The organism is Azospirillum canadense, assembly GCF_025961225.1.
GTDB lineage: Bacteria > Pseudomonadota > Alphaproteobacteria > Azospirillales > Azospirillaceae > Azospirillum > Azospirillum canadense.
Genome location: NZ_JAOQNG010000005.1, coordinates 316711 through 342557, shown reverse-complemented (window position 1 = coordinate 342557; position 25847 = coordinate 316711). Strand labels below are relative to the sequence as shown.

Genomic DNA, 25847 nt, shown 5'->3' with positions numbered 1-25847 from the left:
TGGTCATCCGCTTGCCTTAGAAATGCGGCAATCGGTGGATCGACACTAGACAGCGAAGATGCTACCCTCTGTCCCTGAAATGGGAACACCATCCAACCTGGGAGGCGCCCACGGACACAAGGAGGAAGCATGGAGATTGAGGATCTGAGAACGTTTGTTGAGGTGGCCGATGCCGGGGGCATCAATTCCGCGGCTCGCCGCCTGGGCCTTGCAAAGTCGATCGTTAGCCGGCGCCTACTGCGGCTCGAGGAGGAACTCGGTGCGGAGCTGCTTGCGCGGACCACGCGCGGCGCAGTCCTGACCGAAGCGGGCATATCGTTCCGGGACCAGGCGGCGGAAATCTGCGCAAAGATCGACGCAGCACGCGAGGAAATGTCTCCCAACGGCGATATCCGGGGATTGCTCCGGATCGCCGGGCCAGCCTCTGTCGGCACCTATTTCGCATCTGTGCTCGCGGATTTTGCCCGCCGACATCCAGCGTTGAATGTTCACACACGGTTTTCGGATCACTATGTCGATCTCGCCGCAGAAGGTTTCGATTGCGCCATCCGCGTCGGCTACATGCCTGATTCGAGCCTCATCGCCCGAAAGATCGGGTCGCTGCCGATGCGGCTCTATGCCAGCCCGGACTATATCGCGGAAAACGGTGCGCCTGAGTATCCCAGCGACATATTGAAACACGCCGCTATCACCGCCGGCACTAACAGCTGGGTCTTCAGCGACGGTGACCAGAGCTTCACGGTGAACCCGCAAGGGCGCTTCAGGGCCGACAATGCTTATGTCCTTGCGGAAGCTGCGGCAGCAGGCTTGGGCATCCTTGCCATGGGGGCTATGATCGCCGCCCCCTATGTCGAGGATGGAAGGCTGGTGCCGATCATGACTCGGTTCACGCTGCCCGACGTCGGCATTTTCGTCGTTCGCCCGCCAAGTCAGCACACGCCGAGAAAAGTGAGAGTTCTGATCGATCTGATGGCAGAGCGGTTTGCCTCGGGTCATTTCTGATCAGGCGCGTGGCTATCGGAGGGAGAGAGCGCCAGCGTATTGCTTCTGTTTTAGCTACATACAGAAAGCTCTGTCTCGCTTACATCGCTTGTGGAGTGCGCCAGTCGGAACGTTACGAATGTAGCTCGATGTAGGCCGCAGAGCGCCTCGGATCGGTCGGCGTGCAAACCAAACTTCTGTCTGGTGCGGTCCACTAGTGGTGTGCGCCAGACAAACCGTTATGTATGTAGTGGTGCGCACCAAACAGATCGTTACGTATGTAGCTTGGGTTTGCCGGCGTACAAACAATACGATCCGTCTGGTTCAGCCCACTAGCGGTGAGCGACAAATGATCATTGCGGCAATCCCCCATAGTGAAAGATCCCTACGGCTTGTGGCACTCCTTATCCGCGGCAATCCAGCTATTGCCACATTTTTTTCCGACGTGCTCTATCGGCTGATCAACATGGCAGTGTTTATCAGCAGAAATGTAAGAATTTCCACATTTCTTCCCTACGCCTCCCACTGCTGCCGCGTAGCTTGCATTAGCCGAGCTGCCTGCCGATGCTCCTTCTGAGGACCAATCGCCTGATAATGTATTTGAAGGGGGAGAAAATATACCCAGAGCAATCACTGCTGCTACTAAGCAGGCTAAGGCTATGCCAGTCAACTTAATCCTCCTGCCATATAATATCCAAAATTCAGCCGCAAGCTGACGTAACAAACGCCACATGGCAGCGGCGATCCAAGCTAGAGCCCGTTTCAGTAAGCGCTGTAGCACCATGCCTCCAAAATACAAAAAGATATCCACCGCCAACCTAAACTTTTTTTACGAATACGACGCTATGGTTGAATAATCAGTTAACTTTGCTAACGAACTCGGTTGCTTAAATACCCGTTTTGGTGCGCTGCCCTCTGGCACGTCAGCTACGGCGCAGGAGAATGCATGCGCGTATATCTGCTTCTCCCCAAATGGCGCATCCGCGAGGCACGGAAACGCGAACTATCGGGTAGGGACTAGTGGCGTGCACCAGACGGTTCTCTACGTATGTAGAACAACACGATCTGTCTGGTTCGCCCCACTCTCAAGTCTCGTTTCAAGGGCTGTGGGCGCGAGTGGTCGTCTCCGGTTTGCGGCCGGCTCGGCAGGTGGTGAGGCTGGCGCGCATGGCAGGAGGCGGAGCGGTCGAGACGACGGCTGATCAAACTCTGATGCGCGGGTTGGCGACCGCAGGACCGTGTTCCGTCTCGGGGCTGCCTCGGTCTAGCAGCGGGCGTCGCAAAGCGGCCACAGAGTGGGTCACGAGGGTTCCCCTGGCGAGCTCCGCCCCCAGCCATGCGCGACAGTCAATGTCGCTGAGCCGATCGGTCCTCCTCTGCGCGTTTTCTCTTCACTTCCAGGTGTTTAGACGGCCCCGGCCGGCTGCACTTCGCGGGCGATCGCCCAGGCAAAGGCCGCCATCTCCCGCGCGATCGCCGTGATCACCACGTTGCGGTTCTTGCCCGTGGCGGTGAGCCGGCGATACCGCGCGCACAATCGTGTCTGAGCCTTCCACGCGATGGCCCGCACCGCCTGCGGTAAGCCCTCCAGGCGCGCGCGGAGTTCGTTAGTGACCCGGGCTGGCCAGCGATAGCTCCATGCGCTTTCGACCAGGATACGCCGCGCTCGGGTATTGCCGGCCTTGGTGATGCCCTCGCGCTGCACCTTGCGGCCACTCGACGGTTCGGACGGCACCAGGCCGAGATAGGCCATCAGTTGGCGGGGATTGGCGAAGCGGCGGAAGTCGCCGATTTCCGCCACCAGCACCACGGCCGAGAGAAACGCGACGCCGCGCATCGCCTGCAGAGCCTCGACCAGCGGCCGCAGCGCCCAGCTCCGGGCCAGCTCCTCGATTTGCCCGTTCAGCCGATCGCGCCGCGTCTCGGCATCGGCGACGGTGTCGATCAGCTCCTGCAGAACGATCTGCTGGGCCGGATGCTCGAACCGCTGATCGGCCAGCCAGCGCCGATGCGCCGTCGTCCACGCGCAGCGCCCGGTGAAGAGGCGGTTGTGGCGCAGCAGAAAGCCCTGCAACTGCTGCCGCGCCCGGCGCACCGCCTCCATCGCCGCGGTCCGCGCCCGCACCAGGTCGCGCATCGCCTCGTGGGCCGCGTCGGGAACCCAGACCGCGGTGAGCTCGCCGGCGCGATGCAGCCGCGCCAGGGTCAGAGCGTCCCGCCGGTCGGTCTTGACGCGATCGCCGCGGCGCACCGGAATGAGCGAGGGCGCCACCACCACGCACTCCTGCCCGAGCTCGGTAATTTGCCGGTGCAGACTATAGCCGCACGGCCCGGCCTCGTAGCACACGCTCAGCTTTCCATACTTGCTGGCCAGCTTCTCGATGAGCCGGCGCACGGCGTCGGCCCGGTTGGGGATCTCGCCCAGAAAGCGCACCTCGCCCGAGCGCCCGGCCTCGGCCACTGCGACAGCGATCGTCTCTTTGTGCGTGTCCATGGCGACAAACACCCCGCTCTTCGGCTCCACGGCTCGTCTCCTGTGTCTGAGGCAAGGCGCCGGCCCACCCGGCGCAATCCTCGTTCGCGACATAACGTGAGACGAGCCACCGTCAGCTCAGCAGGGACATGGGGTCTAGTAACCTTTCTCTGCCTAGGCACACTTTATACGTAATTCCTCGTGCTTAGCGATTCGTATGGGCAGCCTATCGCTATCGATCAGGCGGTAACGATCGTTTGTGGCGGCGTTGCCTATCAAGGGCCGCGGCGGGTGAAAATCGAGTTTGGCACAGGAACCGCTCGTGGGGGAGAAGGTAGGAATTCAGCCGGAGTGCGGCGCTTGGGAAAGGCGGGGTGCTGCTGGTCAGTTGGTGTGGTCAGCCGCGATTGCCCGAACGGTAGGGAAGGAGGCATTGAGGAGCCGAATGGAGGCGTGGTCGGGACGAAGGGGCGCGGGTGGACCGGACGCTGGAACAAGAACGGGTGCGCCTGTGGGGAGGGTCCAACGATGACCACCCCTGCCCTGGGCGTTTGGCCGAAGGAGCGGTTAGCAGAAACGGTGGACGGTGCGGTCGTCAGGACGCCGGCGATGACGATGGCTGTGGTTGTGGCGCGCATGGTGGCAGCCTCCAAGCAGGCGGTAGTGAACATTACCGCCCGCCCGACGGCAGACCATCAGGCGGAGACGGGGTACTGCGACGGAAAAGCGTCGGCGCTTTTTCTAGGATGCCCTCCGGTGTGGGGCAAAGCGTCGTATCATTGGAGGCGGCGCACCTCTTGCCAAGCGAGCACTGACTGTGACGAGTGCTCCGACGCCGTGGCTGCGATAGGAATTCGGGAATTTTGCAGGAGAGCTCCGTGAGCGGGGCTGAGGGCAAGCGGGGCGCGCCTCATCAGCCCATGTGGCTTCACCTCCCAATCGCCGAGTTTCAGAACCTGTTCGCGAAATGAGGAGTTGACGGTGCGGTGTGCTGTCGGGGGAGGCGCGTGGGGGCAGTCAATCAGGCGGTTCATTCACATCTTAGGTCAGCGCCGGCGCGCCAATCCCTCCAGTTTGGAGCAGTGTCAGCTTCGCATGCCATCGAGCCGCCGATACCCTTCGCACCAAAAAGGAGGGGTACATATGATCGGCAAAACCTATCCGAGCGCTCTCACGAACAAGTCGTGGCAGAAGGCCAAGGGGTTGCTGGCCAAAGCCGCGCCGGAATCCGGCCTGGGCGCGGCCCTGGCCAAGTGCGAAAAGTCCTTCCCCGGCGACTACGTGGCTCGCTTCAACGGACTCGTTGCCCTCGTGAAAAAGTACGAGGACGCAAAGGATGAGATCCGCAAGAGCGAATGCAAGAAGGACCACGCCACTCTGAAGTCCGAGGGCAAGGCGCTGGCCGGTGAGCTGCAAGCCTATCGCACCGACGTGGTCGCGGCGAAGAAGGTCGCGGAGCGGACCGCACTGGCCTACAAAGCGCTCAAGACCATTCCGGCCTCGGCGACCAAGGCCGCTTCGGACGTCGCCGCGGCATTGACGGAGGAGATCGGTAAGATCGACGACACGCGCGACACGATCAAGATCGCGGATGCGGGCGTGCAGGCCGTCGAGGGACACCGGCTGAGGATCGCCACCATCCGATTGAAGGACATACCGCCGCAGCCCACCACCGTGAAGCAGGTGGCGAAGATCATGAACCACGCATACTGGGGCCCCATCTATCTCAAGAAGGCAAAGGCCATGATCCTCATGGACTTGATAGGCTTTCTCGGCGCCATGTCTCGCCTGGAGCTGAACCAAGACACGTACGACACCTACGTTGCGCCGAACGCCCCGAAGCAGATCAATGTTGGATCGGTCAGGAAAAAGTTTGTGGCAACCAACGCGAGTCCGAACAAGGACTGGTCAACAGCGCCGTGGGACGCGTTGGTCAACATCCAGCTCAATGATTTCCACCAGGGCATCACGATGCTGATGACGGCGGAGGATCTGCTCTAGACGCCGTGTCGTGGAGAGCACGATTCCTTGTGATGGAAGACTGCGCGCTCCGTTCGTTGCTCGGCGCTTCTTCGGGTGACGCAGGATTTCACGTTCGAGGTCGGCCCGGTGATCCTCGTACCAGGGTAAGCGGAGTGACAGGGGCACGGGATCAAGCGTTGGCCGCTGTGCCGTAGGTTTCCTTCAAGGCCCATGGCAAGAGGGAGGGAAGATCGGGCGTCTTCACCGCGCCTCATTTGCCCGCGGACACTGGAAGGCCTATAGCAGTACATTGATCGACGCTGTCACATTAGCGGGGAGCGTAGACGCTCAGGGCCGGCGGCGTCTCAGTCTTCGCCATGCAGAACGTCAAAGCGATGGACGCGACCGTCACCGGCACATCGCCCTCAAGCAACGAGCCGACACCGGAAATAGATACGGATGTTTGGGCCCCGCCCCAGGAGCGTGGATCAGCAGCCATGATTGCACCTTGTTAATCAGGTGATCGGATCAGGCCGCTCCGACGGTGGATTGGGTGATGCCGCAGGGGGCGATGAACCATTGGCCGACGTCGCCGGTCGCGTAGTCCGTGGCCGTGAGGCTCAACAGCGATGGAAGCGGACCGTCGAGAATATGCTGCGGCACTTGGGACAGCGTCACAGCATTTGCGGCCATTGTGGCGGCCGCCGCGCGCAGGACGGCAATCAGGCGCTCAGGGTCATAATGGCCAATCTGCACTGGGGCCGCTATGGCCGGAGGGGCAGTCGTTAGTGTGATCGGGACGTGCTCCGGTCCCCCCTCGGCACCACGAGAATCACGGGCGGACACGGCCAGAGTGGCGCCGACCGAAACCACACGCGGCGTCCCCGTTGGTTGCCCAGTGGCGCGGTCTTCGAGAGCGTTGATGAACAAGGAAGCCGGTTCTTGCTGCTGGATGGCTAGAGCGACAGTGTGCGGTAGGTCGAGGAAGGATTGAATTGCCGAGGCGAAGGCATGGATCGGAGCGGTCGCAATGATCGTTTCGGCCGAGGGTTGCGCCATCCGGCGCCAGTCGGGATAGGCGGGGCCGGGCAGCAGACGGACCATGAACGGCGGTCCATGGCGGAGCAGATGAACATGGAGGGCGCGTTCATTGGCGATCGTTGTCGTGGTGACGGTGATTGGGTCGTAGATGGCCTCGCGAGACGCGTCCGCCTGCACCCCGAGGAGTGCGGCGGCGTCCTCAGCGTGCAGGTACCAGGAAGCCGATGGTGGTCGAGCTGCCGATGGCATGGCATCTGGGAGTGTGACCGCGGGGCCCAGGTCCAGGCCGTCCTGATCCGAACGTGGCGCAAGGGTGATCGCCGCGAGCGTTGCGGCATCGGTGGACGCGGCCGTCCAAGTGCCGTCAGCGGCGTGAGCGAGCAGCAGTGAGTTCAAAGGCGACGGCAGCCAATCGCCGGGCATGGCGGCGTTCAGCGTGCCCACGAGAAGGCGACGCAGCGTCGCCGCCGGGATGGTGTGCAAGGTCATCGTCATGATCGCGGCTTCACAGGTGTGCCCAAGCCTGGCGCGAACGGCCGTGGGCGGTGTCGGCGGTTGGGAGGATCGTCGAGGAGGGCGTTGTCGAGGCGGGTGTCGGTCAGGATGGCCCCTGCAAGATTGGCCCCCCGCAGGTCGGCGCCGCGCAAGTCGGCGCCCGTCAGATTCGCGTCACGGAGGTCGGCGTCGCGAAGGTCGGCCGTACGGAGAAGCGCGCCCGACAAATCGGTGCAGAATGTGCGGCCGGGATGAATCACAAGCGGCGCGCAGCGGGCCCCGCGGAGATCGGCCCCGCTCAGACACGCCGCGGTCAGACGGGCTCCCAGCAGGCGAGCCCCGGGTAAGCGGCCCGCGCGCAAGTCGGCGTAAGAAAGGTCAGCGCCGTGCAGGAGCGCGTGGTCAAGGCGCGTGCCCGTGAGGATCGAGCACCGAGCGAGCATCATCACCAGCGTCCGGCCAATCAGGACATCGGACAGATGACTGAGGTCGAGCCCGTGCCAGTCGAGGCGAACACCCTGCCGGCACTCGCTGTGCACCCAGACGTCGTGCTCGCGCAGGGCGTCGACTACGGCCGCCAGATCTGGCTGGTGGGCACGGGGTGGTGTGGGGGCAGGGCTGGTCATGGCGATGCGGCCGGGGCATGTGGTTGAAAAAGCGACGGCGCCGTCGGCAAAACTCCGGGTCAGGCGGCATGCGCGGCCGGAGTTAGGCCGACGCCGTGCGTGTCGGCGTCCCTGTCAGCTAGAGGAGCGACGAGCGGGGCAACGGCGTGAAGCGTGGCGAGCAACGGACCCCAAAACTGAAGGCTGCAGTGCTGGATGGCCAGGCCGCCTGGACCGCGCAGGATTGCGAGGGCATCGGCGGTGATGGAAACGGGCGCAAGGATGTGCTGATCCACCGCCAGTGCGTGGTTGGACGCGAGGGACGGGATGGGGGTGACAGGCTGGCCAGCGGGAAGCGGAACGTAGTGCTCGCGGAGCATGGCCCAAGCGTGCGGGGCGGCGTGTGCGGTGGTGTGGACCGCAAAGAGGCTCGGCCGGGCAGCCAGGGTACGGCTGCTGTTGCCCCGGGGCGCGATGCCGAGGAACAGGTCATCGTGGACGAACTGGCCGTGTACGAGCGGCGTCGGGGTGCTGGCGATGGAAAGGGACAGGGTCAGAAGAGGAGCTTGGCAGGCGGGGCAGGCGCCGAAATGCGCCGTCGTCTCATGCCGGGCGCCCGACGGGAACCCGGCCGGCGGGAGCGGGGCGCCGTCGAGCGGGAACGGGCTCGGGATCCAGACCGTATCGGTGGAGAGAGGGTGAGCCGCAGACTCGGACAGGCGGCGGCCGGTGAAGAGCGCCGCGGCCGTCGCATTGCAGACGGGGCAGAGAAGCGGAAAACGGGCCGCGGGGGCCAGCGTGACGGCCGCGGTGGTGGCTAAGGTGGTCAGCATGGCGGCATGTCCTGGTGGGCTTGGGTAAGGCGCTCGGCACCCGCGGACAAAGCCGAGGCGCGTGCATCGTCCGGCCACGGGCGGATCATGGCCGCAACGCCGTGCCGTGCGGCGCGTTCCCGTAAATTCAAGGCGATCGCCTCGACCTTGGATGGGCTTTCTTTCAGCACCAAACCATGCACGGCACCGTCCGGAGCGAACGTCAAACCGGTAATGACCGCGTCCGCGGAGAGCCCGGTCAATCCGCTGGCAACCACCGCCGCGTCCAAGCCGAAGGTTTCCGGCATGGTGTTCTTCCGACGGAACCAGATCACGCAACCGCCATTCGGAGAGAGGGAGCTTTGCATAAAGGACTCCAGCGGTGATGGTCCTGATGGAGCGACCGGCCGGCGGTGTAAGGGCGCTGGGCGCGTCGGCTGTGCATGAGATGACTACGCCCATTTTCAGTGGCGGGCAATCGCGGCTTGGGCCTGGCGTCATGCTGTGCGGGCATAGGCGTCGGGCCGAGGACCGGTGCGGGGCTACGCCGGGGGATGCGTCAGGACATCGTCGCGGTGCACGCGGTCAGTTGCGTCAGCGCCTGGGCCGTGCCGGACGGCAGGGTGAACGCGGCGCGGTCGGTGGCGGAGTCGATCGTCAGCGTCTTGGCGGCGGACAGACGGGTTTGGGGCTCGGCGATGGTGTCGAGAGGAATGGCCACGATGGTTCCGCCGGCGGAAGCGTCGACGACACTCGCTTTCAGTTCCGTCACGACATCGCCGTTGGAATTGTCCAGCGTGACGGTGACCGACCACGAGCCGGCGCCGGAGGAGCGTAGGTTCGGGATCAGCATGGCCATCGTGACGGCGCCGGCGCGGGAGCGGGCTACGGACAGCGTGATGCCGTTGCTGAACTCTGCTTCCACCGCGCAGTAGGCGGTCTTCGCGTCGCCCCCGGGGACCGGGCCGCCGCGCCAGGCGGAGGTGGCGTGAGCCGGGCCACGCGGGGGTGTTTGCGGCGTTGATGCCAGAGACGGCTTCGTCTTGCCGGCGGCAGGGGTGGCGGCCAGCAGCAGGATCGCGCCGAGTATGGCCAGAAGGCGCGCCGGAGCGTCGCCCAGGCGGACGCGAGTGAAGAGAGTGGACCGGCGGGAGGGAAGAGGCATAGCGGCGTTCCAGAGTTGGATGGCGGGGCAAATTATCACAGCGGGCCTCGGCCCGGGAGGGCGGTCAGGGGGAGCCATGCAGCCCGATGGTTGTGAGGAGGTCGGCGATGGTGGGCACCCAGCGGGTCATGTCGGCGAGGTCCTCGCGGGTGAGGTTCGGGTCGCGGCTGCGAGCGCGGTTCTTCCAGGTGGTGATGGTGCCGATCCCGGCGGCGCGGAGGGTGGCGATGCAGTCGTCGACGGTCTTGGGAGGCCTCAACGGGGCCGGTCGACCGGGTGAGGCGATTGAAGCATGGGCCGACGACGACGGGAGCGCGGTGCCGGAGGCGGGCGCCGGTGACACGTGCGGTCCAGCGAGATCGGTGTCGATGACGGCGCAGAAGTCGCCGGCCGTCGGCATGCGACGATAAGCCCAGGTTTCCCAAAGCCTGCGATAGGCCTTGCACCAAAGGTCGGCGGGCCAGCGGGCGATGACTTCGCCGTCGATGAGCAGAGCCTCGTCGGACGGTGTCGGCAGGGCGTGGCGTTCGGCGAACAGGATGAGGTCGAGGACGATTCGTGTGGCCTGAGCGGCGACATCGGCGGACTCGGCGGCGTTCGGTGTGTGGCCGGACGTCGCAGGGGCGGTGTGGAGACGGAGGATGGCCGCGGTCATGCGTGGGCTCCGGGGATGGCGGACGTGAGACGGGTGGCAATCAGGGCGGCAATCCTGGCCGCCCGCGCGATGGAGTCGGGGTTGGGGGCGGGGAGCGCGTCTGGAGCTGTGGCCAGAGCCGCCGAAGGGGCACGGTATGGGAAGGCGGGGCGCGTCGGAGCCGCGGGCAACGCCGCGGTCCGGCGGGCGGTCGCCGCGGTCGGGCGTGGACACGGGCGTGGCGTTGCGCGCTCCTCGACCAGCCAGAGGCGCCAGCGTTTCGCGAGGTCGCGGGCGTCCGGAGCGAGGATAGCCTGCTTGGCGAGAAACTTCCGGGTGAACGCGACGGAGTCGATGTCGGGGCGGTGCTCGGCGGCCCAGGACAGGTCGTCGGCCGACGGATGCCAAGCGCTGGGCGGCGTGGTTGTGACGGGAACGGCGGCGTCCGAAGGCGTGGACGAAGCGGTGGCCACGGTGCCCAGCGCGCGGTCGGCGTGGGGGGCGCGGGGCGCCGAGCCGTCGGAATGCTCCGGCGGGAGGGTGCCACGGTGGGCCGTGGGCCGTTCACTCGAAGCGGTGGGCGGTTCGGCGGTTGGCCCAGGCTGGGCGGTCATCGGTTCATGATCATCGATCCCGCTGTGCTGCTCCGCTCTCGCGCCCGCCCAGGCGAAGAGAGGAGGGTCTTTTTGTTGGAGTGAATCCAGGTTCATGGTGACGCTGGACGGACAGGGGGTGTCCGTACGCAGACCGCGGGGCATGGGGGGCGACGGCGAGCGGTCCAGCAGGACGGCGGCCGCGGTGTGGTTGACCACGTCGAGCGTCGGCAGGTGGTAGCGGCAGCTGGTCTCCCCGCCCTTCGGGAGGTGATGGCGGTGCTTTTCCAGCAGGCCCAGGTCCGCGAGGATTTTGAGGCGCGCGTTGACCCAGGGACGGCTGCGGCGCAGGTGTCTGGCGATGGTGGACTGGCTGGGGTGACAGGCGCCGCGGTCGTCGCTGTAGCGGGCGAGTGCGACGAAGACGGCGATCTCGTCGGCGCCGAGGTCAGGATGGTCGAGCAGATACGCCAGAGTGGAGGCTAGGGCGAGAAGGCGCGAGGGTTTACGACGCCGCGGCGGTCTGCTGGTTGAGGCCGGGACGGTGGTTGCGTGGTGGCCGGCGTGTGCCTGGCAGGCGGACCGCGGCGGTGTGCCTGCGGCGGCCGGGACCTGAGGGGACAAAAAGGTGGGCATGCGGATGGCTTCCGGATCGGGCGGCGCGCGCAGTGATCCTGGTCGATCCACTTGGCGGGTGGTCGGGCCGGGGGCGTACGCCGCGGACAAGCCTCAGTAAGCCGAAAACAGGTTTTTCGGTTGGCGGGGCTTGCGTTGCGGAGAGACCGAGCGTATTGTCCCACGTGCATGAGGGTCGTGGTTGGCACCCGGCCTGGGGCTCTGGAAGTCCGGATCGTTCGCGCGGTCCGGACTTTCGCGTTTTTGGGCTACGGCATGGGCTGATGTCCTGGGTGGGTGGGGCCCGCGACCGCCGCGGCGAGGGCAGCGGGGAATGGCGAGGCCGACGGGAGCGCCCCGACCTGCGGAGCGTTGAGGAAACGGCGCACCGAACGGCGGCGCTGCTTGGGCGCGGCTGTGATGTCCATGCTGGGCGGAACCTGCACAAAGGCTTGGCGCAGAGCGGCGGGATCGGAGCGGCGGAGGGTCAGTCCCTCATCCGTGACCTCAATGTCGGCTTCGGGGTAGGCGTCGCGGGCCGCCCGCAGAGACGCCATGAACTTCGCCCTGAACTTGCTCGGTGCGATGCCGTCGCCGAACCGGCGGGCCAACACCTTGATCGGCAGGTGTTCGTCGTCCTTAAGGAACGGCAGACGGTAGCACATGTAGAGAAAGAGATCTGTTGCCATGGGGTTCTCGGCGACCTTGCTCAGGCGTTGGGTCGGGATCGGCACGGCGTGGCGACGGAAGGTGGCGGCCATCTTCGCGTTAACGCCCAAAACCTGCGGCCACTGGATGTCGGCAAAGCGGCCGTCGCGGTAGGCGCGCAAGGTACCGGGCGGCAGCAGCGTGGCATCAAACAGCGAAACGTCCATCACGGCGTCAGCCGTGGCGCCTTCGTTGACCATCGTCATGCGCGTATAGGCAAGGCGCAGCAGTTGGTCCTTGGTGCGCTGGAGCGCTTGGCCGGACCAGGACGTGCCGAGCGCGGTGAAGAAGTCGCGGATGGGCCCGAGTTCGAGCAGGTTGTCGTCGCCGCCGCGGGCGGGGTCAAGCAGCTGGGTGACGACCCACGCCGTCAGAAGCCGCGGTTTGGCGCCGTACGGCACGCCGAAGCGGACAATGGCGTTGTCCTCGCCCGGCAGGGCGATGGAGACGGGGGTGATCGTCATGGCGAACTTGCCGTTGCGCCGATTGATCTGCCGGAATTCGTCGCCGGGTTTGCCTTGCGGGAACGCCGAGTGGCAAAAGCTGACGTGGTTGAACATGAAGTCGTAGGCGTCCGCCGGGGCGGCGGCGGACGGCGGGACAATGGACGCCGGGGCCGGCGCGGCGGGCGGCAGCGGGCACGGCGGCGCACTGGACATCGGAAAGACGTCGAACGGCAGACCGAGTTGCAACGCGTACTGCTGGGTTTGGCGCATGGGGCCTCCTGGTCGTCGGCGTCAGTATAGGAAGGAGGGACGGGTGGTCACGCCGAATCTTGATGGCGTGACCAGGGCCGCTGCAGAAATTTTCCCCAACGGTCGCCATAAGCAGGGCGGAACTGCCCCAACGATCGCCATAACGCCGAGGCCCCCGCCCCGTCGATCACCAGAACGCCGGACGCGTTGACGCGCGGGACGGAAGGGCGACGTTTATGGTGATCGTTGGGGCAGGTGGCTGCGCCGGATCGGCGATGGGGTGCGGCGCCTTGTGGTGATCGTTGGGGCAGGTCGCGACCACACGGCGACCGTGGATGACGGTGGGGGTGACGCGCAACCGACGCTGCGCGCCTGCCCAAACGGTCGCCATAAGCGGCGGTGGATGGCGCGGCGAAGCAGGTCATGGCTGGGGCCGGCCCTGCGCTTGGGTAAGGACGGGAGCGTTGTGGTGATCGTTGGGGCAGGCTCATGGGCATGGTCCCCCAAGATGGCGGAGCCGAGAGGGGCTCAGCGGACGGTGGCGGCGCGGCGCGTTGAACGCAGCGGAGCGATTATGCGGTGGTGCGGTCGCCGATGGACCAGCCGTTGTTGGCGGCGATGGTGTTGAGGATCTTGAGGCTGCCGGCGCCGATGCGCGTGGCACGAAGGAGCGCGGCTGGCGGGACCTCGCGCAGCGTTTCGAACGGAAGGTCGTCCGGCGCGGCCGTGGTGTTCAACGCAATGCGCACCGCGTCCACGACGGAGTTGGCCTGTGTGGGGCGTAAAAGACCGGTCCGGGACAGGTCGGCGAGGTTGGCAATAGTGCCGCTGGCGGGAATCATGGTGGCGGGCTCCCAGGTGAAAGGGGGGCGGAGTGGGTTGGACGTTGACACGCGACAACGGCGGCCGGGGTGGTGGCCAGGCGGTGTCGAAAGTGGATGGCGACATTATTAGGACGGCGGGAACGTCCGCGTCCAGAGGTTCGTTGTGCCAAAATGTCGCAGGCCACGCTGTGTCACCGGACGTGGAGGCCGGAAATGGCGGAAAATCAGAGAGTTCAGGGCAGAAAAAGCGACGGCGCTTTTTGTCGGAGGCGGGGTCCGGGACAACGGAAAGCGACGGCGCTTTCTTGACGATTACGGCTGGCGGGAGTTAGGGTGAGGAGTCTCTACAGAGGAGTGCGCCATGCCGAAATCGACTTTCCCGGACCGCATTGATTTTGGAACGCCGCTTGGGACGAAAGCGCGTCTGTATCGCGTGCTGGGCATCGATCCGTCCCTGCTGAAGTCCGGCCAGGCCGGTGCCGGGCCCCGTCTGAGGACGTGGCTTGTGGCCTGGCTGGACAAGGCGGAGAGCAGCGGGGCAGCCGATCCTGTGGTGGCCTGCGAGAACGTCGCAATGCTCGATGTCGCCGCGTCGCTGCTCAGCGATCCGGACGAGGAGGTGCGCAAGCGCGTCATCTGCACCATCGAAAACTGCCGCGATTTCCAGGACCGGCGACGGCGCAAGGCGTCGGGTGAGACGGTCATGAAGCTGGACGACCTCCGCATGCGGCCGGAGGATCTGCGGGCGCTGGTGAAGAATCCCGGCACACAGCGACAGACCAAGGCGGCATTATGAGGCGGCAAGGCCCCTACCCCAGGCCCTGTTCAGGTATTTTCCATAACCGAACTTATGGGAATTGTGAGCCATCCGCGAGAAGGATTTATCCTGACGTGCAAACCTTGTATCAGTACCATGGCTTAGCGGCTTAAGCGGTCCAGGACGGGCACGCCGTGTTCCCACACTCCGTGGCAAACGTTCACAATGCTGGGCTCTTCCCTGACCTGCTCCGGTCGGCCATGGTGGTCTGCGCCAGCGTCGCTCCTCTGGACGCGGACGCCGGACACGATAGCGCCGACAACCGCTGGCTGGACTCATCGGTGACCGCCTTACGGCGCTGCAGGGCGGCCATCACGCGGCGCAGTCAGGCGTTCTCACGCTCCAGCTCGACCACCCGGCGCTCCACCGCCCCGCGTTCGGCCGAAGATGAAGATGCTCATGCTGCATCTCCGTCGAACCTCAGTCCCGTCAAGAGTCGGCGCTGTTGTCCGTGGCTCTGAAGTTGGCAATGCAGGCTGCGCGCCGTTCCTTAGGAGCGGTCGGCCAAAGCAAGCTTCGCCAAGTTCAACTCGCCCTCTGCACCCCACCCGGCAGTGCCAGCCTTTACTTCCGGCCGGAACGCCTCGTACAGCCGGAACGCCTGCCGGGCTAGATCCGCTGCTGCTAATGAGTGGGCAAGCACTGTCATTGCTTGGCGCACATCCTCCAGATCATCTCCGAACTTGCTGGCCAAGTACCGGTCCACGCTCGCCGGCGTGATAGGCTTGCCTTGGCGCACCGCGCGCAGGCCGTCCTTCGTGTACACGACGGGGATCGACCGTCCCATGAGGTCGATGTGGATCTCCTCACCATGCTGGAGCGCCTTGCGTTTATCGCTCACCGTCTCTGGTGTCGGCTCATAGATTCCCAGCCGGACACCTTTGGCATGCGCTGTGAGACCCGACAGAGCCTTGCCGACGGTGAGGGCCTCATCCCGATCCAGGCCCAGCCGTTCCGCGACCACCGCGGCCCACAGCGTTAGCACGGGAGCCCGGTTGATCATGATCTTGCGCTGCGCAAACGACATAGTCTCACCCCGGAGTTGATTCCCTTTCCTGAACGGGGCCTCAGGCCAGCGGTTCCTCAAGGGACGGTTTTCGGAATGGGCTGAGGCGGCAGGCAATAGGCACGGAAACCTGCATGCGACTATCCAATTGCGCTCGGACCCGACCTCGACGAGTTCTGGCAACCGGACTTAAGTAAACCTGCTCACTTGCAACGTTGAGGCCTGGGCGTGGTGCCGCACAACGCTGCGGTGCTCGCCCGGTCGCCGGAGCCACCGCGGCTGAACAGTTAACCTTCGCGTCTCCAGCCGCGTGGGTCGAACGTTCAAGAACGGCTATCCTCGTCTTTGGCTTTCCGGCCCTTGACTGATGCATCGGTGGAAGGGGTAGGCAGGTATTGTTTTCGGAACGCCAGCAGGTCCATCGCGCAATAGGACGACGCCACAACCGTCAGCGACGCGACTTCGACGCAGGCACCAGCCGGCTGGTGGAACGGTTCGGGGCTGACCCGGTCGAACTGGCTCACGTTGCTGGCGCTGTCCTTGACGGTGTAGCGGAAGCGGAAAGACCGCTGAGCCGGGCGGTCCATCGACGTGCCGATCATCGACCCCAGCACGACGGCGCCGAGATGGCTGGTGGCGGAGTAGTTGACGCTTGGTCCCTTAAAGGCGTTGTCGACGTACATCGCCGACCCGAGTGCTCCACCCAATGCAGAACCGCTGGCCGTGCCCGATGTCGACTCATCGACGCCTTGCACGTCGATGATCGTGCCGTAGTTCACGCGCTCGCTGACGTCCACATCAAAGCGATCGCGCACCATCGCCCGCTCTCTGTCGGTCAAGGCAAACCAGATGGCGGTACTGACGGTCAACGGCGTTCCGCGTCCCGCCATTGCGGTCTGTGTGGCCGTCGCGGCGCCATTCCCGCCGCCAACGGCCGCGGTTGCGCTCTGCGGCGCCGGAGCGTACCGGCTGCTCACCGCGGGGCCGGTCACGACGCCGTCGGCACAGGCCCCGCAAACCAGGGTTGCCAGAACCACGCCGCGATGGAGCGCCTTCATCATCACACCTTTTTCAGCAGTGGAGAGGCGAGTTTGACAAACTCCGTTGCGGTCGCCCGGCGCGCCTCTCGCTCAGCATCCTCGGCGGACCCAAGGCCCCACGTGTTCCAGCGGAAAGCATGCGCGGCCGGCTCGACGACGCCAAGCAGTTCGGCTTGCGGATTCAGCATCTTTACCCGAAGGCTGATCACGGAATGCCACTGGGGGGCTGCAAAGTAGGTCCTGAACTCGTTGACCTCCACGAGGAATTTGTACTTCTTGCCGCCCGATGCGGGGGAGGCCGACAGCACCGAGGCCATATCGCGGCGCACGACGTTCAGTGCGTTCGGCGCTGCCTGCCGGTCCATCCGGAGGTCGATGAACTCAAAGTCCACATCGCTGGCGGATACGTCGCTGATCTGGACACCCTCCATGCTTTGCTGCGAGGGCGTTGTGTCCCGGTAGGCGCACGCCGCGACCGACAGCGCGGCCGTGACCAGGAACGCGCGAGCCCAAGAGACGCAAGCCATTGTCCTCTCCACACATCCAAAATTGCTAAAATGCAAACAAGACGGTCGCATTTTGCGTGCATGGCGGCAAGGGGAAGATGGGTGCTCACGCCCCGCAATCTTGGACGTGCGCAACACGGTTCAGCGCCGACCGCCGGGACGGCACAGGCCCGGCGGAGGTGTGCCGCGACCTTGCTGGGCGCTCTACGCGAGCACGGAGGAGGCAATGGCCGCGGTTGGGTCGGTGCTCGCGCGCACCTCGGCGTCGTAGCCGCGACACCAGTATACGGCGCCGACCGTTCCGGGCCTGTATGGACAAGCGCTGCGCGGTGTGCCGGCGTGGGCGGCGTCCGCTCCTTCGCGTTCCCAAAAACCAGTGTTGTCGTGGGCAGACATGGGTCAAGCCTTTTGGTGCAGGGGCGCGGATTGTCGCAACTCTTCACTAACGAACTCTTCACGAAGCGCCGCGATCGCGCGTTCCGTGGCCGTGAGGCACCACACGCGCAATCCGGCCTGCGCGTAGTTGGCTTCGGCCTCGGGGGCGGACAGGATCGGCACCCCCAGCGCGGCCAAGGTGGTGGCGTTGTTGTCTTGGCCAGGGCTGTCGTCGAGAAGCGCAAGGCGCACAGTCGGCGCGCTCGGTTCCGCGCCGGCCACGAACAACCACGCCCCCCCTTCGGGCGGGCGGGCGAGAAAGGCCCCGGTCAGACGGTAGGACAACCGGCGGGCCGCATGCTGGGACGGTCCGGTCTCGTGAAGATGATCCTCCACACGTTCAAGAACTTTGCCAGCAAAGACAATCGGATTGGACGTCGCCATGCGCGGATACGTTCCCTGGAAAGCCATCACAGCCAGAGTTGTGGGCAAATTAAGAAAAATTCTAGATAACCGGCCCGGCGCAAGCGCTTTCTCGCTCCGGGGCGAGGTGCCGCAGTGGCGCCGCGTCGCTCGGATGCCCGGACGAACTGGAGAAGCCCATGCGGTGAACCGTGCGGCGGCGCTACGCTGCGTTGGACATCTGAGGCATCGCAACCTGGATCGGCGTCCCTGGTCTGGCGGACCGCGCCGCACGAGGCACGGAGCCTAAGACTCTCCCCTGCCCCACCCCGCTACCTTTTCCCCCGGCCGCCATTCCGGCCCAGTCCGGTGGCCTTTGCCAAGCTTGAACGCCGTGCCGCGTAACTCGGAGCGACCATTGGGTATTCCGGAGGCAGGCCCCAACGCGCGCGGTAGTCGTCGGGGGTCATGTTGTAGGTGCTGGCCAGATGCCTTTTGAGCAGCTTCATCTTCTTGCCGTCCTCCAGGCAGACGATGTAATCCGGCGTGACCGACTTCTTGATCGGGACCGCCGGCGTCGGACGATCTGGAACCGCCGATGGCTGCGGCTGACCCAGGGTGGCAAACGCGCTGTAGACGGCGGAAATCACCGCCGACACGTCGCCTGCAGCGACGGTGTTGTTGCGGAGAAATGCGGCGGCAACAGTGGCGGTCAGTTCCGTCAGGGAGGAAGTCTTTGCGTCCATGGCACTCACCAGTGGGCCGTTTACGGCACCATAATATTGTCACGTTTCGGAAAAGCTAGTCTCAAGCGGTGTCTTAAAACAAATTCATCTGGACGATTCCGTCACACGCGGCATGCTGTTTGGCGACCCGCACCGCTTCGTCTTGAGCAGCCTGCATCGTTCGCGCCACACCGTTCCCGATGTGATGGTCAGCCACCGTGACGAGCCAGATCCACTGGTCGGGCCCGCGCCACGTCACCGCCAGCGTGCACCCATAGGCTTGCCCGGTGAGGTGGCGGACGGCCCAGGTCGGAGCGACGGTGTTCATCGAAGAGGATCTTTGGGGTGTTGGTGGAGACGCAGGTCTGTCGGTGGTGGAGGTCCATCACACCGCGTCGTGATCGTCCGGCCATCCCGATGTTGCATCACGCCGGTTCGACCCACACCGCGTATGGACCGTCGTCACCAGAGACGGCAATGAACCGAACATCCTCGCCATCGGCCAGCAGTTCCAGACCGGACCCAGACTGACGCAGCACAGCGCGGTCGAAATAAACGCCACCCCCAGTCTCATCGTCCCAGGGATCAATGAGGCCCGACTGGCTGATCAGATTGTACCAGCGCACCGTGCCGACCGTCATTTCTCCGGTCGTTGTGGAGGGAATGGACGGTCCGGAGCCCTGCGGGCGGTCCTCCCTGGCGGACACGGGAAGTCGCTGCTGTGGCTCAGAGGCCTTGGGTGAACGCGAGCGCCGCGGTTTGGAAGCCGCCGGCGCCGCGGGCGTCACCGCGTGAATGGCAGCAACCTGCAGGCCTTTTGGGGTTTCTGCGATGTCGCAGACCAGGACAGTGCCTTCGGTCAGTGTTCCAGCGTCCACACCCACCAGAACTCGAGAATGCAAAAACGCTTCGCCGCTTCCATCGGCAAAACGGACAAAACCAAAACCTTTGTCGTTCTTGTACCACTTAACGGTGGCTGTAACCGACTTTTGCTCTTCACTCACTCAGGACACTCAATGATCGGACGGGGCTTTGGCGGAAAATGACCGGTCACACCGGACGTTGCAACTCACCCGAACGTGACGGGCCATTTGTCACAGGGGAGGTGGGAGTGGTCCGTCGGAAGTTCAACCAAATTCAACGCTTCTGAGGCGGACCCTGCAGTTGCGCGCGCCAGACGGACACCTGTTCATGCAGCGTTTCCGAATCACGTGGCCGATCGGGCTGCTTGATCTCGGCCCGATGTGCGCGCAGGACGGCCCAGGGTGCAATCGCTTCATCCTGCGCGGCCGGAACATCGGCATGGGGCCTAGCCGGATCGTGGCATTGGCCCCTCTCGCAGTCATGTCAACGACTCTTTGTTCTTGAAAAGTTCCGGCGCCGCGCCATCCTCGCCTGAGAGTGTCGTTGGTGGAGGGGAGCATGCGGGCGCCGGAGCCGGTGTTGATGACGTCATGTCCGGTGGTGGCGGTCGAGGCGGTCGTGTCGGCGGGATTTCCAAGCCCGGCGGCCGACTATGTGGAAGGCCGAATCGACCTCGCCGAGATCCTGGTCCCGCATCCGTCGGCCACATTCACCCTGCGCATTGCCGGGCACTCCATGCACCGTGCCGGCATATTCGACGGCGACTTGGCCATCGTTGACCGGTCGCTGACCGCGCGCCACGATGACGTTGTGGTCGCCGTGCTTGATGGAGAACTGGTGTGCAAGCGGCTGCTGAAGCGACGAGGACGCGTTTACCTCGCGCCGGACAGCGATGATCCGGCCTTCCTGCCGACCGACGTCACCGACCGCCCGGGCTTCGAGATCTGGGGCGTTGTGAGCGCCACGATTCGCGTCCATCGCCGGTAACGACCATGCCGCCGCGGGTCTATGGTCTGGTCGACTGCAACAACTTCTACGTGTCTTGCGAGCGGGTGTTCGATCCCCGGCTGGAGGGCGTGCCGGTCGGCGTGCTGAGCAACAACGACGGATGCTTTGTCGCCCGCTCGGCCGAACTGAAGGCGCTGGGCGTGACGATGGGGCAGCCCTTGTTCGAGGTGCGCGATTTGATTCGGCGCCACAACGTCCGGGTCCTGTCGAGCAACTATGCCCTGTACGGGGACCTGTCCGCCCGCGTGACCGACTGCCTGCGCGGTTTCACGCCCCGGCTTGAGGTCTACTCAATCGACGAGTCGTTCCTGGACCTGTCGGGCTTCGACGGCCGAGACCTGCGCGCTTACGCCACAAACATTCGCGACACGGTGCGGCGCTGGACCGGGATCCCGACCTGCGTCGGCATGGGCCCGTCCAAAACGCTGGCCAAGATCAGCAATCACGCGGCCAAGAAGGCCCTGCTCGATGACAGTGGTGTGTGCGACCTGGGCGGCGCAGAGGAACGCGGGAGCACGTCCTGCGGATCGTCCCGGTGGAGGATGTCTGGGGCATCGGCCGGCGCAGCGCGGAGAAACTGGGCATGCTCGGCATCAAGACCGCGGCGGACCTGCGGGACATGGAGCCTCGGCGCGCACGCCAGGTGCTCACCGTGGTTGGCGAGCGCATCGTCTACGAACTGCGAGGATTGTCCTGCCTACCGCTTGATCTGGCGCCGGCACCGCGCAAAACGACAGCGGTCACCCGCTCGTTCGGTCAGCCGGTCATGGAATGGGAGGCGATGCGGGAGGCGGTCTCGGCCTACGCAACCCGTGCCACGGAAAAACTGCGCACCGAAGGGCTGGCGGCCGAAGCGCTGCAGGTCTTCATGCACACCAGTCCGTTCCGGCCGGGCCCGAGTTACTCCAATGCCTGCACTGTCGAGTTGCGGCCGGCCACCGACGACACCTTCGCCACGATTGCTGCCGCAACGGCCGGCGCTCGCCGCATCTGGCGTGATGGATTCGCCTACTCCAAAGCCGGCGTGATCCTGGCCGGACTGGTTCCGATCGCCAAGGTGCAGCCCGACCTGCTGAACGCGGCGGACCGAGCGCGCGGGGCGCGTTTGATGGCGGCCATGGACGCGATCAACCGGACCATGGGGCGGGACACGCTGGTGCCGGCGTCCACCGTCGGCCGGGCATGGCGCATGCGCCAGGAGCAGCGCTCGCCCAGTTACACGACCGAACTGGCGGACGTTCCTGTCGTGCGTGCATGACGGAGAGGCTCGCCGGTTACAACCCGGGGTGCCGTTCCTCATAGTGTCGCAACATTCCGTCTTTGGTGGAAACGAGTCGGCCGCATTTGGGGCACAGGATGTTGTTCGACATCTCGGCGGATGGTTCTCCAGTGGGGCTATGGTCCAATGGGGAAATCATCTGGCGCAACATGCGGTTGCCGATCACCGGGACTCTTTCACGGCCGGATCGAGAACGCCGTACCGCTCCACATAGACGCACAAGCGTTCGACGGGCTTGGGGACGTCGGCGCGGCCTTTCAGCCAGTTCCGGTAGGTTTGGAGAGGGGCGTTGAGTGCGGCGGCAGCCTCCACCTGATCTTTGAAGAGGCGATCTTGCCACTCCTGCAATTCTTCCTTTGTCATTGGCTCACAGCGGTCGGCACCGTTCTTGACAGCTCGGCGGAATGCCGCGCGCCCTGGTCTGATAGCGAAGCAATGTCAAAGAACCAAGCTTCGTTCAACGGTGATCGACACGCGGGGCCGGACAAATCAGCGCACGGACGGTTCCCTTAACAGGGGCGGCGGTGAGCAAGATGGATCAGCAACGATTGGCGGCAGCTTGTGGCGACGCGCGCGAGATCGCCAAGCGTTCGGCCATCGTCGAGGTCCGGGGCGCTGGGATCAAGGACGCGGGCGGTTTCTGTGGTCACACAAAGAGCGGTCGCAAGCGCCTTGCTTGGATCGTGAAGGACAATAGCGATGAGCGGACCCGTTCCGCTCCCGTCCTCCGCCTGGCCGGCCGGCTTGCCGACGATCGCGGTCATGGCATCGGCCCATGCGATGCTGCGTCCGTCGACGGATCCAATGTCGACAGGGCCGGAGAAGCCGGCCGCGTAGAAGGCGGCAGCGGCGAAGCCACTCGATGCAAGCCCCCTGGCATGGGCAAGAGACAGGGGATCGTCGTAGGAACCGCACAGGACCACGGGACGGCCTCCGACCAGCACAGCGGCGTGCGTGCCGCTCCGCACGTCATCAGAAGGCCGATAGGCACCCGGCGTTAAGGGTGATGCCTTGAGAAGCATCCTGATTTCGGTGCGGTACGCGGCGAGTTCGATCGATTGCGGCATGATGGGCGTCCTCTGCTCTGGAACTGGGCCTGACAGGGGCAATGTATCCAAGTTGGACACTGCCAGCAAGAAAGATGTCCAACTTGGATAGCGAAGGGTGCGCGGCCATTTCACCCGTTTAGCTGCTAAAGATGGTCAGGAAGGAACCTGCCGCCCTGCGGCAAAATGGCCTGACAACTCACAATGCTTGCGTCGTCAAATGGCTTGGCTGAGCGCGAAGTGCACTGCGGCGGATTGGGGCGGATGAGGGAGAAGGTGTTTGAACAGGGTCGGCCGCGTCATCCCCTGCCCTGCTTACCGGCGAGTTGGGCCATGGCCCCTTGCTTGGGGACGATCTTTTCGGCGTAGCGCGCCGGCATGTTGCGACTTTTCCACCGGCCTGCCTGCTGGATGGCCGGCAGGCCGAAGCCGGCGGCGGTCAGATCCTGGGCCGCCCCGACCCGCAAGGAATGCCCCGAAACGAGGGCTGGGTCGAGCCCAGCGGCTTCGGCACGGCGTTTGAAGATCTCCGAGATGCGGCGGCCCGGGTCGGGGCCGCGCACCGCGAGCGGCCCGAGCACGGTTCCCGTCTTGCCGACCTGCAGCCAAAGGACCTCGGCGGAGGCATCCAGGCGGGCCAGGGTGCGCTCCAGCGCGGTCCGCCGGCGCTCTCCAGTAAGCACTTTGCCCTCGCGCATGACGGACAGCGTGCGCAATGCGTCACGGGCCCTTTCCTCTCGGTTTGCAGGGCGTCGGCGTCGATCCAGGTGCGCAGACAGCACACGATGTTGGGAGTCAGACCATGAGTCCCCTGCCCTCCCCAGGCCCAGCGCGGTATCCGTGCCGCTGGCGCTGACGATCACCCGGATGGCGGCCGACGCGAAGAACGGGAACGGCACGGTAAAGGTGGATTGCGCTGCGTCGCCGACCGCGTAGACGCGCCGCGGCCTGTCGTCTCCGATGATGATCGCCATGCCCTGCCCTCCTCTGCGGCGGCAGGATCGGGGCGGGGGCGATCCGGGGCCAACGCACCCACGAACCAAAATGCGCTGTTCGACTTCAGATGGGATTTCGGGTCTTGGCTATTTGGCGCGCTCGAATACCAGCTTTACATTGCCACCGCCCGATCCGGCGGGGTTCTCCCAAATCAACTGATTTCCGGCAAGGTGGACCGTGCGGGCCTGGTCGGTATCGGTCCAATTTGGATAGCTGCTGCCTATGATATGGAACTTCAGCGTGTCGTTCGTCAGCGTATAGGTTCCGAAGTACGCAATACTGCCTTTCACCACGGCGGTGTCTTCTTCCGGGGTTCCGAGCAGGCGGTTGTTCTTGGCGAATTTTGCGAGGTCGGAGCGGAGCAGGATGTCGGAGAACTGTCCGTCTGCGCCGAATATGACTTGGCCGAGCGGATGTGGTCCGAGATAATCTTGCTGCTGCCCGTTCTCGGTTTGCGTGGCGGAGACCAGGGTCCACGCCCCCACCAGCCAGTTCTGATTTTGAGCCATGGTCGGGGTGGCCAGAAGCATCGAACCGGCCAGTGCTACGGCAATTGATTGCTGCATCGTTGTCCTCCCTTGTCGAGTGGCGACGCCGCCACCCGTCCCGCCGGGACCTGCGTGTTGGTCGTGGCGGCTAAGACTGCGCCGTTTTCCGTCCCGTGCTCAGCACAACGGCGTGTTCAGCATGCTACGTGCCCTGCGGGTGATCCCGCTCGGCCTGCTGCACCGAGACGCTGTCCCAGGTTGGAACTAGCAGGACGCGGAAAAAGGCTTTGCCCGGCCGGGCGGTCGTGATTCCCTCCGGTCGTGGAGAAAGCGGCCGGCGAGGGGACGATGCGGGGTTCGGACGAACGCAGCGAGGGTCTGTTCAGCTACGTAAGTTGCGAGGCGCGGGTTCCGGCCACCCACCCGCTGCGAGCGATCCGGGCCATCGTGGATGAAGCGCTGGAGGTGATGTGGCCAGCCTTCGAGGGTCTGTACTCGAAGATCGGACGGCCTTCGATCCCACCGGAGAAGCTGCTGCGTGCGCTGCTGCTCCAGGCCTTCTACTCGGTGCGTTCGGAACGCCAGTTGATGGAGCAGTTGGACTACAATCTGCTGTTCCGCTGGTTCGTCGGCCTGTCGATGGATGCCCCGGTGTGGGACGTGACGGTCTTCACCAAGAACCGTGAGCGTCTGCTGGCCGGCGATGTGGCGGCCAAGTTCCTGGCCACCGTGCTGGGCCAGCCGAAGGTCAAGGCGTTGTTGTCGGACGAGCACTTCTCGGTGGACGGCACGTTGATCGAAGCGTGGGCCTCGGTGAAGAGCTTCCGGCCCAAGGACGGCAGCGGCGAGCCGCCGGGCCCGGGGCGCAACGGTGAACGCGACTTCCATGGCGAGAAGCGGTCCAACGAAACGCACGCCTCGACCAGCGATCCCGAGGCGCGGCTGTACCGCAAGGGCCACGGGCAGCCGGCGAAACTGGCCTTCATGGGCCACGCGCTGATGGAGAACCGCCACGCCCTGGTGGTCGATGTCCGGCTCACCGCGGCCACCGGCTTGGTCGAACGCGAGGCGGCGGTCTCCATGGTCGAGGCCATTCCCGGGCGCCACCGCATCACGGTGGCCGCCGACAAGGCCTATGACACCAAGGATTTCGTGGCGAACCTGCGCGAGTTGGGCGCCGCCCCGCACGTCGCGCAGAACACCAGCAACCGCCGCTCGGCGATCGACGGCCGGACCACCCGTCACCCCGGCTACGCCGTCAGCCTTCGGATCCGCAAGCGGATTGAAGAGGTGTTCGGTTGGATCAAAGCGGCCGGGCTGCGCAAGACCCGTCACCGAGGCACGGCTCGCGTCGGCTGGATGTTCACCCTGACCGCTGCCGCCTACAACCTGATCCGCCTGCCCAAGCTGCTGGCTGCGGCGTAATCGTGCCCGGAGTCCGCCTGAACGGCGGCTCCGGGAGCCTCGGAGCGAGGAAAAACGCTCCATCCCGACCAAAACGGGCGTTCAAAACGCCATCTTCAAGCCTCAGCGGAGGCGAAGGCGCTGCATCGGCCCGTTTTTCCGCATCCTGCTCTCATGTTTGCCGTCAAGGGATTTGGACGCGCGTGCCCGCCCTGGCTGCGCCCAGGCGCTGGTTTTAGGGATGCCCACGGCAGGAGGCGGGGCCAAAGACGACGGTTGAGCAAGCTC

The 25847-nt window shown here is 64.9% G+C and carries 28 protein-coding genes and 2 pseudogenes; 8 read left to right on the top strand and 22 right to left on the bottom strand.

The window, feature by feature from the left end; all coding sequences use genetic code 11:
* The first annotated feature begins 129 nt into the window (after positions 1–129).
* A complete protein-coding gene (locus M2351_RS26270; protein ID WP_264659000.1) occupies positions 130–1002 on the top strand; it encodes a LysR family transcriptional regulator in 873 nt (290 codons plus the stop codon).
* Positions 1003–2386: 1384 nt separating this feature from the next.
* Here the strand turns inward: M2351_RS26270 and M2351_RS26265 are convergent.
* Positions 2387–3475, bottom strand: coding sequence for an IS110 family RNA-guided transposase (locus M2351_RS26265; protein ID WP_264659108.1), 1089 nt, complete (start codon positions 3473–3475; stop codon positions 2387–2389).
* Between the two features lie 1122 nt (positions 3476–4597).
* Here M2351_RS26265 and M2351_RS26260 point away from each other — a divergent pair.
* Positions 4598–5455, top strand: a complete 858-nt coding sequence (locus M2351_RS26260) for a regulator of G-protein signaling domain-containing protein (RefSeq protein ID WP_264658999.1) — start codon at positions 4598–4600, stop codon at positions 5453–5455.
* Positions 5456–5944: 489 nt separating this feature from the next.
* On the opposite strand, the gene M2351_RS26255 is transcribed toward M2351_RS26260, so the two are convergent.
* The 9 genes from M2351_RS26255 to M2351_RS26215 all read right to left on the bottom strand — a co-directional run bounded on the left by M2351_RS26255 (position 5945) and on the right by M2351_RS26215 (position 13621).
* Positions 5945–6952, bottom strand: a complete 1008-nt coding sequence (locus M2351_RS26255; RefSeq protein ID WP_264658998.1) for a hypothetical protein — start codon at positions 6950–6952, stop codon at positions 5945–5947.
* On the bottom strand, positions 6949–7578 hold the full coding sequence (locus M2351_RS26250; RefSeq protein WP_264658997.1) for a pentapeptide repeat-containing protein: 630 nt from the start codon (positions 7576–7578) through the stop codon (positions 6949–6951). The genes M2351_RS26255 and M2351_RS26250 overlap by 4 nt, the downstream gene beginning before the upstream one ends.
* A 59-nt stretch (positions 7579–7637) precedes the next feature.
* Positions 7638–8390, bottom strand: a complete 753-nt coding sequence (locus M2351_RS26245; RefSeq protein ID WP_264658996.1) for a hypothetical protein — start codon at positions 8388–8390, stop codon at positions 7638–7640.
* The gene (locus M2351_RS26240; protein ID WP_264658995.1) at positions 8384–8737 is read right to left on the bottom strand and encodes a hypothetical protein; all 354 of its coding nucleotides are present in this window, start codon (positions 8735–8737) and stop codon (positions 8384–8386) included. The genes M2351_RS26245 and M2351_RS26240 overlap by 7 nt, the downstream gene beginning before the upstream one ends.
* Positions 8738–8928: 191 nt before the next feature.
* Entirely contained in the window at positions 8929–9534 is a 606-nt protein-coding gene (locus M2351_RS26235) for a hypothetical protein (protein WP_264658994.1), read from the bottom strand.
* A 64-nt stretch (positions 9535–9598) separates the two neighbouring features.
* The gene (locus M2351_RS26230; protein WP_264658993.1) at positions 9599–10189 is read right to left on the bottom strand and encodes a hypothetical protein; all 591 of its coding nucleotides are present in this window, start codon (positions 10187–10189) and stop codon (positions 9599–9601) included.
* Positions 10186–11397, bottom strand: a complete 1212-nt coding sequence (locus M2351_RS26225; RefSeq protein ID WP_264658992.1) for a helix-turn-helix domain-containing protein — start codon at positions 11395–11397, stop codon at positions 10186–10188. Before M2351_RS26225 ends, M2351_RS26230 begins: the two co-directional genes overlap by 4 nt.
* Positions 11398–11645: 248 nt before the next feature.
* Complete coding sequence (locus M2351_RS26220) at positions 11646–12800, bottom strand: replication initiation protein (protein WP_264658991.1); 1155 nt, start codon at positions 12798–12800, stop codon at positions 11646–11648.
* Between the two features lie 551 nt (positions 12801–13351).
* Positions 13352–13621 (bottom strand): hypothetical protein, encoded by a 270-nt coding sequence (locus M2351_RS26215; protein WP_264658990.1) that lies wholly within the window; start codon positions 13619–13621, stop codon positions 13352–13354.
* Between the two features lie 343 nt (positions 13622–13964).
* Between M2351_RS26215 and M2351_RS26210 the strand changes: the two genes are divergently transcribed.
* Entirely contained in the window at positions 13965–14399 is a 435-nt protein-coding gene (locus tag M2351_RS26210; RefSeq protein WP_264658989.1) for a hypothetical protein, read from the top strand.
* Positions 14400–14910: 511 nt separating this feature from the next.
* Here M2351_RS26210 and M2351_RS26205 read toward each other — a convergent pair.
* The 8 genes from M2351_RS26205 to M2351_RS26175 form a co-directional block, all read right to left on the bottom strand.
* Positions 14911–15447, bottom strand: coding sequence for a hypothetical protein (locus tag M2351_RS26205; RefSeq protein WP_264658988.1), 537 nt, complete (start codon positions 15445–15447; stop codon positions 14911–14913).
* 302 nt (positions 15448–15749) lie between these two features.
* Positions 15750–16487, bottom strand: coding sequence for a hypothetical protein (locus tag M2351_RS26200; protein WP_264658987.1), 738 nt, complete (start codon positions 16485–16487; stop codon positions 15750–15752).
* Positions 16487–16993, bottom strand: a complete 507-nt coding sequence (locus tag M2351_RS26195; protein ID WP_264658986.1) for a hypothetical protein — start codon at positions 16991–16993, stop codon at positions 16487–16489. Before M2351_RS26195 ends, M2351_RS26200 begins: the two co-directional genes overlap by 1 nt.
* A gap of 183 nt (positions 16994–17176) precedes the next feature.
* Complete coding sequence (locus tag M2351_RS45275; protein WP_406567439.1) at positions 17177–17368, bottom strand: Rmf/CrpP family protein; 192 nt, start codon at positions 17366–17368, stop codon at positions 17177–17179.
* A 3-nt stretch (positions 17369–17371) separates the two neighbouring features.
* Complete coding sequence (locus M2351_RS26190; RefSeq protein ID WP_264658985.1) at positions 17372–17791, bottom strand: hypothetical protein; 420 nt, start codon at positions 17789–17791, stop codon at positions 17372–17374.
* A gap of 290 nt (positions 17792–18081) precedes the next feature.
* Positions 18082–18495, bottom strand: a complete 414-nt coding sequence (locus tag M2351_RS26185) for a MucR family transcriptional regulator (protein ID WP_264658984.1) — start codon at positions 18493–18495, stop codon at positions 18082–18084.
* 73 nt (positions 18496–18568) lie between these two features.
* Positions 18569–18802 carry a hypothetical protein gene (locus tag M2351_RS26180; RefSeq protein ID WP_264658983.1) on the bottom strand — a complete coding sequence of 78 codons (234 nt, stop codon included), beginning with the start codon at positions 18800–18802 and terminating at the stop codon, positions 18569–18571.
* A gap of 97 nt (positions 18803–18899) precedes the next feature.
* Complete coding sequence (locus M2351_RS26175) at positions 18900–19478, bottom strand: cold-shock protein (protein WP_264658982.1); 579 nt, start codon at positions 19476–19478, stop codon at positions 18900–18902.
* Between the two features lie 418 nt (positions 19479–19896).
* Here M2351_RS26175 and M2351_RS26170 point away from each other — a divergent pair, with 418 nt between their 5' ends.
* The 4 genes and pseudogenes from M2351_RS26170 (at position 19897) to M2351_RS26160 (ending at position 21604) form a co-directional block, all read left to right on the top strand.
* Complete coding sequence (locus M2351_RS26170; protein ID WP_264658981.1) at positions 19897–20325, top strand: LexA family protein; 429 nt, start codon at positions 19897–19899, stop codon at positions 20323–20325.
* Between the two features lie 5 nt (positions 20326–20330).
* Positions 20331–20726: pseudogene (locus tag M2351_RS26165) on the top strand (Y-family DNA polymerase); the annotation flags it as partial.
* Between the two features lie 101 nt (positions 20727–20827).
* A pseudogene (locus M2351_RS45270) lies at positions 20828–20911 on the top strand (hypothetical protein); the annotation flags it as partial.
* A gap of 18 nt (positions 20912–20929) precedes the next feature.
* On the top strand, positions 20930–21604 hold the full coding sequence (locus M2351_RS26160; RefSeq protein ID WP_264658980.1) for a DUF4113 domain-containing protein: 675 nt from the start codon (positions 20930–20932) through the stop codon (positions 21602–21604).
* 183 nt (positions 21605–21787) lie between these two features.
* On the opposite strand, the gene M2351_RS26155 is transcribed toward M2351_RS26160, so the two are convergent.
* The 4 genes from M2351_RS26155 to M2351_RS26140 all read right to left on the bottom strand — a co-directional run bounded on the left by M2351_RS26155 (position 21788) and on the right by M2351_RS26140 (position 24233).
* A complete protein-coding gene (locus tag M2351_RS26155) occupies positions 21788–21988 on the bottom strand; it encodes a hypothetical protein (protein WP_264658979.1) in 201 nt (66 codons plus the stop codon).
* A 146-nt stretch (positions 21989–22134) separates the two neighbouring features.
* A complete protein-coding gene (locus tag M2351_RS26150) occupies positions 22135–22692 on the bottom strand; it encodes a hypothetical protein (RefSeq protein ID WP_264658978.1) in 558 nt (185 codons plus the stop codon).
* A gap of 278 nt (positions 22693–22970) precedes the next feature.
* The gene (locus M2351_RS26145; RefSeq protein ID WP_264658977.1) at positions 22971–23645 is read right to left on the bottom strand and encodes a tyrosine-type recombinase/integrase; all 675 of its coding nucleotides are present in this window, start codon (positions 23643–23645) and stop codon (positions 22971–22973) included.
* Positions 23646–23753: 108 nt separating this feature from the next.
* Positions 23754–24233 carry a lipocalin-like domain-containing protein gene (locus M2351_RS26140; RefSeq protein ID WP_264658976.1) on the bottom strand — a complete coding sequence of 160 codons (480 nt, stop codon included), beginning with the start codon at positions 24231–24233 and terminating at the stop codon, positions 23754–23756.
* 270 nt (positions 24234–24503) lie between these two features.
* Here M2351_RS26140 and M2351_RS26135 point away from each other — a divergent pair, with 270 nt between their 5' ends.
* On the top strand, positions 24504–25580 hold the full coding sequence (locus M2351_RS26135) for an IS5 family transposase (RefSeq protein WP_264658975.1): 1077 nt from the start codon (positions 24504–24506) through the stop codon (positions 25578–25580).
* Positions 25581–25847 lie beyond the last annotated feature (267 nt).